The following is a 12,460-nucleotide window of genomic DNA, read 5'->3' as shown; positions in this document are numbered from 1 at the left end:
GCAATTCGCTGGCGATTCGAAGCGGATAAGCCCATCATAACCGAGTCAATCCAAATAAAAAGATTGATAAGGCATTCTCGCCAGGAATAAATAAGCCACGGTGCCATGAAGAAATTCGTACTCAAGGTGACATGCCAGGATCAGCGCGGCATCGTCGGGACGGTAGGTCAGTGCATTGCCGCGCTGGGCGGCTGCATCACGGAATGCGGCCAGTTCGTCGATCCGACCACCGACCGCCTGTTCATGCGTGTCTGTTTCCAGTTCGACAGCGACGTGTCGCATGAAATGCTCGACAGCCATCTCGAACCGGTCGTGCAGCGTTATCAAATGCGGATGGAGACATTCGATTTGTCGCAAAGGCCCAGGGTTCTCATCATGGTTTCCCAGTTGGGCCACTGCCTTAACGATCTGCTCTATCGGAATAGCGTTGACCAGTTGCCTTTGCAACTGGTGGGCGTCGTTTCCAACCACACGGTATATCGGTCCCGGGTGGAGCACGAGGGGATCCCATTCCACCATCTGCCCGTGACGCCGGATAACAAGACGGAGCAGGAGCGGATCCTTATGGATTTGCTGGAGAGCCTGGAAGTCGATCTGGTCGTGCTGGCCAGGTATATGCAGATTCTCTCCGATGACCTGTGCCGCCGGTTGCCGGGAAAGGTCATCAATATCCATCATTCTTTCCTGCCCAGTTTCAAAGGCGCGAAACCCTACCACCAGGCCTACGATCGCGGGGTAAAGCTTATTGGCGCGACGGCGCACTACGTGACCGCCGATCTGGACGAAGGGCCGATCATCGAGCAGGACATACGGCGCGTGGACCATGCCACCAGTCCCGACGAAATGGTCGCGATCGGAAGGGACACCGAATGCCAGGTGCTGGCCAAGGCCGTCAAGACCCATGTGGAACACCGGATCCTGCTGAATGAAAACCGCACCATCATTTTCTGACGCCCGGCCGGCCGTCGCGCTCAGCGGCACCGAAGCCGCGGCCGAGGTGACCGCCGAAGTCGCCAGGCAGATGCGCGAGTCGGGTGTAGTCCCGAAACTGGCGGTCGTCCTGGTGGGCGAGGACGCGGCAAGCGCGGTCTATGTCGCGAACAAGGCCAGGCAGGCCGAACGTATCGGATTCGCGTCACTGCAGGTCCGTCTTCCCGCGCGGACTTCCAGCGCGGAGCTCTCCGCCGTGATACAGCGCTTGAATAATGATGCATCCGTGCACGGCATCCTCGTTCAGTTGCCGCTGCCGCCGCATCTTTCCGCGGAGGCGGTGGCTTGCGAGATCGCGCCCGAGAAAGACGTCGACGGTTTTCATGAGGTCAACGTCGGCCGCATGACGATTCGATCGAGCCGCAGCGCGTTCGTCCCATGTACGCCATTAGGCTGCATGCATCTGATCCATCGGGCCATCGGGCAGGAGCTCAAGGGCCTGAACGCGGTCGTCGTCGGCAAGTCGAATATCGTGGGCCGACCGATGGCGACGCTATTGATGCACGCCGAATGCACGGTCAGTGTCGCTCATATACATACCCGGAATATCGAACAGCTCTGCCGCACCGCCGACATTCTGGTGGTAGCCGCGGGCTCTCCGGGACTGGTCAGGGGACATTGGATAAAACCCGGGGCGGTCGTGATCGACGTCGGTATCAACCGTCTCGCCGGCGAGGCCGGTGCGTACAGGCTTGCCGGCGATGTGGCATATGACGAGGCGGTCGAAGTCGCATCCTTTATTACCCCGGTGCCTGGCGGCGTCGGGCCCATGACCATCGCCATGCTGATGAAAAACACTTATGTCGCCGCGCTGCGGGCCAAGCGCGCGGATTCCCAACGGCATGTCGGCGTGCAGCCCAGGAGTTACGGCTGATGAAATACTCGATTTTCAGTATCGTCAGGAACGCCATGTCCTATCACGAGCGATGGGAACGGCAATGGCGCAGTCCCGACCCTCGTTCCGAATACGACGTGGTGATCGTCGGCGGTGGGGGGCATGGCCTGGCGACCGCCTACTACTTGGCGAAGAACCACGGGATCACCAATGTCGCGGTCGTCGAAAAGGGATGGCTGGGCGGCGGCAACACCGCTCGAAATACCACGATCGTCCGGTCCAGTTATCTATGGGAAGAATCGGCGGCTTTGTACGACGCGGGCATCAAGCTGTGGGAAAACCTGTCCGCCGAATTGAACTACAACGTCATGTTCAGCCAGCGTGGCGTGGTAAGTCTGGTTCATTCGCAGAAGGATTTCCGCGACGTGCAGCGACGCATGCATGCGAACCGGCTGCTTGGCATCGATGTGGAATATCTCGACCGGGAAGCGCTCAAGCGTGAAATCCCTATTCTGAATCTGGATTGCCGCTTTCCCGTATGGGGCGGAGCCATGCAAAGAAAGGCGGGCGTGGCTCGTCACGATGCCGTGGCGTGGGGGTATGCCAGGGCAGCGGATCGGGCCGGCGTGGACATCATCCAGAACTGCGCGGTCCTGGGCATCGAGAGGAATGGCGACCAGGTGACCGGCGTGAGAACTGAAAAGGGCACGATCAAGGCCAGAAAGGTCGCGGTGGTCGCGGCGGGGAACACCACCGTCCTGGCGGATATGGCGGGGATACGACTGCCTCTGGAAAGCCATCCCCTGCAAGCCCTGGTCTCGGAGCCGATCAAGCCTGTGCTCGATACGGTGGTGATGTCGAACGCCGTGCACGCCTATATCAGCCAATCGGACAAAGGTGACCTGGTTATCGGCGCCGGCGCGGACCAGTATGTGGGATATGGCCAGCGCGGGAGCTTCCAGACCATAGAAAGCACGGTCACCGCCATCGTGGAAATGTTTCCCGTCTTTTCCCGGGTGCGCATGAACCGGCAGTGGGGTGGCATTGTCGACCTGAGTCCGGATTCGTGCCCGATCATCACGAAGACACCCGTGAAGGGCCTTTATTTCAACTGCGGCTGGGGCACCGGGGGCTTCAAGGCCACCCCTGTATCCGGCATGGTCTTCGCGCACACGGTGGCGCTGGATCGCCCCCACGGATTGAACGCGCCGTTCGGGCTGGACCGGTTTACCACCGGCAGGCTGATCGACGAGTACGGCGCCGCGAACGTCGCGCACTGACGGAGGATAGACGTGCTATTGATCGAATGTCCCTGGTGCGGGCCTCGCGCGGAAATCGAGTTTTCCTGCGGTGGCGAGGCCAACATCCGCCGTCCCGCGCCGTCGGCCGAAGTGACGGACAGCGTATGGGCCGACTACCTGTTCATGCGCAAGAACCCCCGCGGGCCGGGCGAGGAGCAATGGCTGCACGCCCAGGGCTGCCGCCGCTGGTTCAAGCTTGAGCGGGACACGGTTACTTATGAAATCCTGCGCACATCGCGATTCGGCTCCGGCCCGGCCGCGAGCGACGGCGCCCCGGAAGATAAACAATGAAGCAGCAGAATCGAATCCAGAACGGCGGCAACGTCGACAGGGCCCGGCCCATTTCGTTCACCTTCAATGGCAAGCGGTATGTGGGCTTGCAGGGGGATACCCTGGCCTCGGCCCTGCTGGCGAACGACGTGCATTTCGTCGCGCGCAGCTTCAAGTATCACCGGCCGCGGGGTATCGTCTCGGCCGGTCCCGAAGAACCCAATGCGATCGTGCAGCTGGAGGACGGTCCGCATACCGTGCCGAACGCCAAGGCCACCGAAATCGAACTGTATGAAGGGTTGACCGCGCGCAGCGTCAATGCATTCCCGTCGCTGGAGAAGGATCGCATGGCGTTCAACCAGCGTATCGCGCGCTTCCTGCCTGCTGGCTTCTACTACAAGACGTTTATGTGGCCGCGGTCCTTTTGGCCCAGGTACGAACGCCATATTCGCGATGCGGCCGGCCTGGGGACATCGCCGGCGGCGCGCGACCCGTCGCGATACGACAAGCGGTTCGCGCATTGCGATCTGCTGATCGTGGGGGGCGGCGTGGCGGGGCTTTCGGCCGCGCTCGCCGCGGCGGGTACGGGCGCACGAATCATTCTGGTCGACGACCAGGCGGAGCTGGGTGGCTTCCTATTATCCAGTCCGCGTCCGATAGGGGAGCAGTCATCCGCGGCGTGGATCGCCAGGGCGCGGCGGCAGCTGGCGGCCTCGACCTCGGTCACGATTCTTAACCGTAGTACCGCGTTTGGCTATCACGACCACAACCTGGTCACGGTGACTCAGCGGCTGCACGACCATCTGCCGCTTGACGATCGCATCGGTACGCGGGAATTGCTGTGGAAGATCCGCGCCAGGCGCGTCATCCTGGCGACGGGCGCCCACGAGCGTCCTATCGTGTTCGGGAACAACGACCTGCCCGGCATCATGCTGGCATCGGCCGTGTCGTCGTATATCCATCGCTACGGCGTGCTGCCCGGCCGTAACGCCGTGGTGTTCTGCAATAACGACGAAGGCTACCGTACCGCAATCGCACTGGCCGGAGTGGGTGCGACCGTGGTCATCGTCGATGCCCGCAAACCGGGGCACGGGGCACTGATCGACGCGGCGCTGCGGGCGCGCATCAGGGTTTGCCACGAATCCGTGGTCGTCGCGGCCGCGGGCGATAGGCGCGTCAGCACCGTGAAGGTGCGCCGGCACGCCAACGGCGGAGACAGCGAGGACATCGTCCTGCGATGCGACCTGGTCGCCGTATCGGGCGGCCTCAACCCCACCATACATCTGTTCAGCCAGTCGGGCGGAAAGGCGCGGTGGGACGACGTCCGGTCGTGCTTCGTTCCGGGCTCCAGCAGACAGGCCGAACAGAGCGTAGGCGCGGCCAAAGGCACCTTCGGGCTGGCCGCCGCGATGGACGAGGGCGTCACGGCGGGCAGGGCGGCGGTGACCGCATGCGGCTTCGAACCGCCGGCGCAGGCATCGCGGACAGGTATCGACGCAGACCAGGGAATGCCGATTCTCCCGCTGTGGCAGGTGACCGACGACATCACGGCAAGCCGGGGCCCCAAGCAATTCGTGGACTTCCAGAATGATGTGACCACCGCCGACATCATGCTGGCCGTGCGCGAGGGCTTCGAATCGGTCGAGCATGTGAAGCGGTACACGGCGCTCGGCTTCGGTACCGATCAAGGGAAACTCGGCAACATCAACGGCATGGGGATCCTGGCCGGATTGCTGGACAAGCGCATCGCCGATGTCGGCACCACGACGTTTCGCCCGAATTACACGCCGGTATCCTTCGGCGCGTTCTCAGGCCGCGATCTGGGGCTTCATCACGAACCCGTCCGCAAAACCTGCCTGCACGATTGGCACGCCGAGCACGGAGCTGTATTTGAAGACGTCGGAGCGTGGAAGCGCCCGTGGTATTACCCCAGGAACGGCGAGGATATGCATGCGGCGGTGGCGCGTGAGTGCCTGGCCGTGCGGCGCTCGGTCGCCTTGCTGGATGTGTCCACGCTCGGAAAAATCGACATCCAGGGCTCGGACGCGGTCAAGCTGCTGAACTGGGTCTATACGAACGATTGGAGCAAGCTCGCCGTCGGGCGCGCCCGCTATGGTTTGATGCTCAACGAAAACGGCATGATTTTCGATGACGGCGTGACGGTGCGGTTGGGCGAGGAACATTTCCTCATGACCACGACCACCGGTAATGCGGCGACCGTCATGAATTGGCTGGAGCTGTGGTTGCAGACCGAGTGGCCGGATATGCGCGTGCGCCTGACTTCCGTGACCGACCACTGGTGCACGATCGCGGTACCGGGGCCGCGCAGTCGCGACGTGCTGCGCAAGGTTTGTGATGACATCGACTTCGGCAATGCGGCCTTTCCCTTCATGAGCTACCGCGAAGGCACTGTCGCCGGCGTATCCGCCCGCGTCATGCGCATCAGCTTCTCGGGCGAGCTGGCCTATGAGGTCAACGTCCCGGCGGACTACGGCCGGGTGGTATGGGAAGCGCTCATGGCCGCGGGGGCGGAATACGGCATCGTTCCCTACGGTACGGAAGCGTTGCACGTACTGCGCGCGGAAAAGGGCTTCATCATCGTCGGCCAGGATACGGACGGATCGATGACGCCGGCCGACATGGGCATGGGCGGGATGGTATCGAAGAACAAGGAATGTCTGGGAAAGCGATCGTTGTCCCGTTCGGATACGGCAGGGCAGGGAAGACGACAGTACGTCGGCTTGTTGACCGAAGACGCTGCCTTCGTGCTGCCAGAGGGTAGCCAGATCCTGCCGGCGAAAGGCCGGGATCGCTGCGCCGGACAAGCCTTCAAGTCGGCCGGCCATGTCACGTCCAGCTATTTCAGCCCGATATTGCATCGTTCCATCGCCCTGGCCATGTTGCGCGATGGATCAAACATGAAAGGCCAGACCGTGAGGGTCGGTCTGGCGAACGGTAGCAGCGTTGCCGCGACAGTCTGCGATACCGTGTTTTTCGACAAAGAGGGGCTGCGCCAGAATGTTGAATGAACAGAAAGTCGTTTCGCCGGCTCCCCGGCACGAATCTCCGTTAACGGGTATTGGACAGCTGCTGGCGGAACACGGCTCGCCAAATGGCGAATTCGCGGTGGATGCCCGTCCGCAGGTCGGCCTCTGCATATTCCGCGCCTCGCCGGAGGACGCCGCGCTCCACGCCGCCGTCGCCTCCGTCATGGGCATCAGATTGCCGCTCCCGCCGAATACTTTCACGCAAGGCGCCGATGTGCGCGCCATATGGCTGGGGCCGGACGAATGGATGCTGGCGTCCGCCGTCTGGCCGGCTCGCGATATGGAAGCCAGGCTCCGGCATGCCTTGGGTCCGGGGCACTATTCGGTGGTCGACGTGACCAGCGGCTATACCAGCGTGACCCTGAGCGGCAGGAAAGCGCCGCTGGTCCTCGCGCGCGGTTGCCCGCTGGACCTGAGTGCCCGGGCGTTCGCCATGGGCGAGTGCGCACAGAGCGTTTGCTTCAAGGCGCCAGTCATAGTCTGCGCCGGCGGCTCCGGGATATATGAGCTGATCATCAGGCGTAGCTTCGCGGAGTACGTCATGCTGATGTTGCGCGACGCCTACAAGCCCATCCAGCAGGCTGACCTTCGCTACTGAACTCCAGGGGTTGAACCATGCAAGATCCCAAGCAAACCGAAAGCGGGCCTGTGTCGCTGGCGATCCCCGCCGTCAGTATGCGGCCCACTCCCATGGGCAGGCAGCATGCGGTGTCGTCCGGACATTATCTTGCAAGCATTGCCGCCAATCGCGTACTGGACGCCGGCGGCAATGCAATCGATGCGGGCGTGACGGCCGCTTTCGCGCTGGCGGTGCTGCAGCCCGATATCGTATCGATCGCCGGGGTGGCACCGACCCTGATCTATGTGCATAAGCTGGGCCGCGTCGTATCCTTGCCCGGCCTGGGACACTGGCCGGCCGCCACGGATATCCGGCGCCTGCTCGCAGAAGGTGACGGGTTTTCCGTGCCGGACGGGGTGCTGCGCACGGTAGTGCCAGCTGCCCCGGCCACCCACATAACCGCGTTGCGCAGATACGGAACGATTTCGTTCGCCGAGGCCGTGGCGCCCGCCCTGGAGCTTGCGCGGGACGGCTTCGCCACCTACCCCTTTCTGGCCGAAAGCCTGCGCCAGGCCAAATGGCGCTACGAGCGCTGGCCTTCCAGCAGGGAGATCTTCGTGCCGGGTGGGCGTACGCCCGATGTCGGCGAGCTGTTCGTTCAGCGTGATCTTGCGCGGACATTGCAAAGCCTGGCCGAGGCCGAGCGTGACGCGCATGGCGACCGCGACAAGAAGCTGCGGGCCGTGCATGACCATTTCTACCGCGGGCCGATCGCCGCTTCCATCGTCCGGTTTCAGCAGGAAAGCGGGGGATTCCTTCGCCATGAGGACCTGGCCGCATTCGAAGTGGAGCCGGAAGACAGCATTCACGCCGTCTACCATGGCACGGAGGTGCACTCCTGCGATACCTGGTGTCAGGGCATCGTACTGCTGCAAACGCTCAAGCTACTGGAGCATGACGATCTGCGGGCGCTGGGCCAGAACTCGCCAGCCTATGTGCACCTTCTGACCGAGGCCCTGAATCTGTCCTTCGCGGATCGGGAAGCGTACATCGGCGATCCGAAATTCGTCGACGTCCCGACGGCGACGCTGCTTTCGGATGCCTATGCGCGGGCGCAGCGTGCGCGTATCCGACCTGATGCGTGTTTCGGCGAAATGCCCGATCCGGGCGACGTCCATGGGGTGTGGAAAGGCAATCCCGGCACGAACCAGCCATCATCCGGGCATGTGGGCATGTCGCCGGACACCATCTATGCCTGCGTGATGGACAAGTATGGCAACGCCTATTCGGCGACATTGTCGGATACCTCGCATGATGCGCCGGTGGTGCCGGGATTGGGCATGGTCGTTTCCACGCGTGGTCATCAGTCGCGGCTGCAGGACGGCCACCCGGCCAGGGTCGAGCCCGGCAAGCGACCGCGCCTGACGCCGAGTCCCGGCATGGCGCTGCGCGATGGCAAACCTTACCTTTGCTTCGGCACCCCGGGCGGCGATGTGCAATCGCAGGCAATGCTGCAGGTCTTTCTCAATATCACGGAGTTCGGCATGCAGGTGCAGCAAGCCGTCGAGGCGCCCCGATTCTCCAGCGCGAACTTTCCCAACTCGTTCGCGCCGCACCACTATATGCCGGGCCGCCTCTGCCTTGAGGGAAATATGCCGCGGACGGTCTTCGACGCGATGCGGGCGCTGGGACATGATGTGCAGACAATTCCTGTCCTGCCCGCGATGGGCGGCGCGGTATGCGCCGTGCTGCGGGACCCGCATACCCGCTTGTTCCATGCCGGCGCCGACCCGCGTCGGGAAGCCTACGCGCTGGCCTGGTGATGCGAACTTCGGCTTCCCCGTCCGGCGGTCCGGCGATAGCGCGTTTCAGCGTTTTCGATATCTTCCATATCGGCATCGGTCCGTCCAGTTCGCATACGGTCGGCCCGATGCGCGCCGCGGGCGCCTTCGTTCGTGAATTGCAGGCCTCTGACCTGTTGCCGCGCGTCGCCCGTGTGCGCATCGTGCTGTATGGATCGCTAGGTGCCACCGGCAAGGGGCATGGAACTGACCGGGGTGTCATCCTGGGCCTGGCCGGCAAGATACCCGAAACCGTCACCGCGGCGGATATCGGCGCCATTCTGGACCTGTTGCGCACGACATCTTCCCTGGCGCTATCGGGATGCAGGCGGATAGCCTTCGAGCCGCGCTCGGATATCGTCTTTCGCGTCAGGCCGCTGGACAGACACCCCAACGGCTTGACGTTCCACGCATTCGATATCGAGGGCGCCGAATTGATGCAGCGGACGTATTACTCGGTCGGTGGAGGCGCGCTGCTCCATGGCGACGATAAGCGCAACGAGGGACCGCCGCGTGTGCGCGTTCCTCATCCCTTCGGCTCGGGCCGCGAGTTGCTGCGCTTGTGCCAGGATCGGCAATGTCCGATATCGGAAATTGTCTACGCCAACGAAGCCTGCATGACGCCCGCGGACGAAATCCATGCACGCCTGGACGCGATTTGGCGCGCGATGGAGGATTGCGTTCGCCGGGGTGTCATGGCCGAGGGCCAATTGCCCGGCCCGCTCAAGGTGAGCAGGCGCGCGAAGGATCTTCACGACCTTCTCCTTGCCGGAGGCGCAGGCGCAAAGGATGCGCTGCATGCCATGGACTGGTTGAACGTTTGGGCGATGGCGGTGAACGAGGAAAACGCGTCCGGAGGGCGGGTTGTGACGGCGCCCACCAACGGCGCCGCCGGCATCATCCCTTCTGTCCTCCATTACTACATGCGCTTCATCCACGGCGCCGATATCGGAGGCGTTCGCCGTTTTCTCTTGACCGCCGCGGCCATAGGCATGCTCTACAAATTGAATGCATCGATTTCGGGAGCGGAGGTCGGTTGCCAGGGCGAAGTGGGGGTGGCGTGCTCCATGGCCGCGGGCGGCTTGTGTGAGGTGCTCGGCGGTACGCCTGAACAGGCCGAGCAGGCCGCCGAGATCGCGATGGAGCATCATCTTGGCCTGACCTGCGATCCGGTGGGCGGGTTGGTCCAGATCCCGTGCATCGAGCGCAACGCGGTGGCAAGCGCGAAGGCGGTGAACGCGGCCCGGTTGGCGCTGCGCAGCCGCGTTTCCCACCATGTATCGCTGGACGCGGTCATCCAGACGATGTGGCAGACCGGCCAAGACATGAAGACCAAATACAAGGAAACGTCGCGCGGCGGATTGGCTATCAATATCAAGCAGTGTTAGGCCGCATCGCGGCGTCCCGGCAGTACTTGCATATGGCCGGAATCTACCGGCGCGAACAGTGCCGAGTCTCTTATCCTGAGGGCAGTTCAATGAATCGCGATGGAGATCTGGAGCCATGCGTTGGAACCGAATGGTTTCTGCACTAGGTGTGCATGCGGAAGGCGAAATTGGCCGCGTCATTACCGGCGGGGTGCCGCCTATTCCAGGCAGAACGCTGCTGGAGAAAATGCATCACATCAACTCCGCCGACGATAGACTTCTGCGGTTCCTGTTGTTCGAGCCCAGAGGCGCCGCCCAGATGACGGTGAATGTGCTGTTGCCCGCCGTCCACCCCGATGCCGATGTCGCATTCATCCCCCTGCAACCGGACGGCGCGCACGCCTTGTCCGGATCGAATTGCATGTGCGTCGCCACCGCGCTTCTGGAAACCGGCGTGGTGCCCATGCGCGAGCCGGAAACCCGATTGATTCTAGAAACGCCATCCGGCCTGATCCAGGTGGCCGCGGAATGCAAGGACGGGAAATGCCAGCGCGTTTCACTGGAGATGGTACCCAGTTTTGTCGAGCATCTTGACCATCCGATCGATGTGCCGGGGCTAGGCCGGATCACCGTGGACGTCGCGTATGGGGGCTGCTATTTCGCCTTGGTCGATCCGCGCCCGCTTGGCCTGGCGCTGGATCGGACGGAGGCGCGTCGACTGGTGGAGCTCGGTGCGGCGATCCAGCAGGCAGCGGCCGCGCAGATTGCGGTCCGGCACCCGGTACTGGAGCAGGCAGGTGTAGTCGAGTATGCCCTCTTCGCCGGGGTCCACCCCCAGGGATTCCGCAACTGCAATATCATTTTTCCCGGCCGCATCGACCGTTCTCCCTGCGGCACCGGGAGTGCCGCCCGATTGGCGGTGATGCACGCGCGCGGCCTTTTGGACGTGGGCGAGCTGGCGGCCATGTACAGCCTGATCGATAGCCGCTTCGATTGCCAGATCGCGCGCACGACGCGGGTAGGGTCGCGTGCCGCGGTGGTCTCTCGGATATCGGGACGGGCGTGGATCTATTCGATGGAACAGTATGGCCGCGACCCGGACGATCCCTATCCCGATGGCTACGTGCTGGCCGATACATGGGGGCCGGCTGCGGCCAGGATCGGCGCGCCCAGGCGGCCATAGCCGCGCACTGCTACGTGTCGCCAGGCCCCGAACCCCGACATTGGCTCGGCAACAGGGAGAACTTCGCGCGGAAGAGCCGGTTCATGTGGGAGGCGTCGGTAAACCCACATTCCTGCGCGATCTGCTCGAGCGTATGGCCGGTGTTCTCCAGGAGATAGCGGGCGTAGGTCAGGCGCAATGACCGGTAGTGCTGGGTCACGGTTTCGGCATACTGGCACTTGAAGAGCCTCGCGAGCTGGCGGGGACTCACGTTCACCCTCTTTGCCAGCGCTTCCAGCGATAACGGGGTATGCAGGTGTCTCTCCATCAGGAAGATCGCTTTCCTGAGCCGGGGATCGGAAGGGACAGCGCCCCGTGAGACGGAATGGAACTGCGGGTGAGCCGGAGGCCGGAGCTGGCCGAGAACCAGCTGTCTCATGCATTTCAATGCGCGTTCGGCACCACAGTGGCGGTCCACCAGGTACATGGCCAAGTCGCCCGTCGAGGCGCCGCCCGCGCAGGTGATGATGCGTCGATCCAGGGTGAAAATCTCGTCGGTGACGGGAAGGGCAGCAGGAAAGTTGCCAAGAAAGTCTTCGTAGTGGTACCAGTGAATGCTGGTCCGTACCCCGTCGAGCAGTCCAGCCTTGGCCAGGACGAATGATCCGGTGCAGGCCCCGACAAGGGCGACGCCTTCGCGTTCGGCCCGTTTCACATAAGACAGGATGCGGCCGTCGTACTCCAGGCCGTCAGGCAGCTGCCCTCCGACGACGACGATATAGTCGAAATTGCGGGGGCCGAGCAATCCGCAGGTCGGGGTGATTTGGATACCGCAACTCGAGCGGACCGGCGCGGCATCGTGCGTCATGATGGTCCACGAACAAAGCAGCTGGCCGCTGCGGTCGCCTTTGTCGGCGGCGTGCCTGAGGACTTCGACAAAGCAGCTGAGCGCCATCAGCGTGAAATTCGGAAGAAGGACAAAGCCGACGGCCAGGTCGGGCCGTCCGGTTTCGCATACCGAGTCTTCCAATCGGGTTTCCCAATCCATCGAGCCTCCGTGCCACGAAACCATGCGCGACTCAGCGCCG

General features: G+C 63.0%; 10 protein-coding genes. 9 read left to right on the top strand and 1 reads right to left on the bottom strand.

What is annotated here, in order from left to right; translation table 11 throughout:
• Nucleotides 1-105: 105 nt before the first annotated feature.
• The 9 genes from purU (at nucleotide 106) to BAU07_RS25300 (ending at nucleotide 11,393) form a co-directional block, all read left to right on the top strand.
• Nucleotides 106-951, top strand: a complete 846-nt coding sequence (gene purU, locus BAU07_RS25340) for a formyltetrahydrofolate deformylase (protein ID WP_066664017.1) — start codon at nucleotides 106-108, stop codon at nucleotides 949-951.
• Complete coding sequence (locus BAU07_RS25335; RefSeq protein WP_084025989.1) at nucleotides 926-1,864, top strand: bifunctional 5,10-methylenetetrahydrofolate dehydrogenase/5,10-methenyltetrahydrofolate cyclohydrolase; 939 nt, start codon at nucleotides 926-928, stop codon at nucleotides 1,862-1,864. Before purU ends, BAU07_RS25335 begins: the two co-directional genes overlap by 26 nt.
• A complete protein-coding gene (locus BAU07_RS25330; protein WP_066664014.1) occupies nucleotides 1,861-3,105 on the top strand; it encodes a sarcosine oxidase subunit beta family protein in 1,245 nt (414 codons plus the stop codon). Before BAU07_RS25335 ends, BAU07_RS25330 begins: the two co-directional genes overlap by 4 nt.
• A gap of 12 nt (nucleotides 3,106-3,117) precedes the next feature.
• A complete protein-coding gene (locus BAU07_RS25325) occupies nucleotides 3,118-3,417 on the top strand; it encodes a sarcosine oxidase subunit delta (RefSeq protein ID WP_066664012.1) in 300 nt (99 codons plus the stop codon).
• Entirely contained in the window at nucleotides 3,414-6,425 is a 3,012-nt protein-coding gene (locus BAU07_RS25320) for a sarcosine oxidase subunit alpha family protein (RefSeq protein WP_066664010.1), read from the top strand. Before BAU07_RS25325 ends, BAU07_RS25320 begins: the two co-directional genes overlap by 4 nt.
• A complete protein-coding gene (locus BAU07_RS25315) occupies nucleotides 6,415-7,041 on the top strand; it encodes a sarcosine oxidase subunit gamma (protein WP_066664008.1) in 627 nt (208 codons plus the stop codon). Before BAU07_RS25320 ends, BAU07_RS25315 begins: the two co-directional genes overlap by 11 nt.
• Before the next feature lie 17 nt (nucleotides 7,042-7,058).
• On the top strand, nucleotides 7,059-8,825 hold the full coding sequence (locus BAU07_RS25310) for a gamma-glutamyltransferase family protein (RefSeq protein WP_084025988.1): 1,767 nt from the start codon (nucleotides 7,059-7,061) through the stop codon (nucleotides 8,823-8,825).
• Nucleotides 8,825-10,231, top strand: coding sequence for an L-serine ammonia-lyase (locus BAU07_RS25305; protein ID WP_066664005.1), 1,407 nt, complete (start codon nucleotides 8,825-8,827; stop codon nucleotides 10,229-10,231). The genes BAU07_RS25310 and BAU07_RS25305 overlap by 1 nt, the downstream gene beginning before the upstream one ends.
• Before the next feature lie 130 nt (nucleotides 10,232-10,361).
• Nucleotides 10,362-11,393 carry a proline racemase family protein gene (locus tag BAU07_RS25300; RefSeq protein WP_232338208.1) on the top strand — a complete coding sequence of 344 codons (1,032 nt, stop codon included), beginning with the start codon at nucleotides 10,362-10,364 and terminating at the stop codon, nucleotides 11,391-11,393.
• A gap of 10 nt (nucleotides 11,394-11,403) precedes the next feature.
• Here the strand turns inward: BAU07_RS25300 and BAU07_RS25295 are convergent, their stop codons facing one another.
• On the bottom strand, nucleotides 11,404-12,420 hold the full coding sequence (locus BAU07_RS25295; RefSeq protein ID WP_066665737.1) for a GlxA family transcriptional regulator: 1,017 nt from the start codon (nucleotides 12,418-12,420) through the stop codon (nucleotides 11,404-11,406).
• Nucleotides 12,421-12,460: the final 40 nt, after the last annotated feature.

It is taken from the genome of Bordetella flabilis (assembly GCF_001676725.1).
GTDB lineage: Bacteria > Pseudomonadota > Gammaproteobacteria > Burkholderiales > Burkholderiaceae_B > Bordetella_C > Bordetella_C flabilis.
Note: the sequence above shows the minus strand (reverse complement) of the source record. Positions and strands in the feature narration are given on the sequence as shown.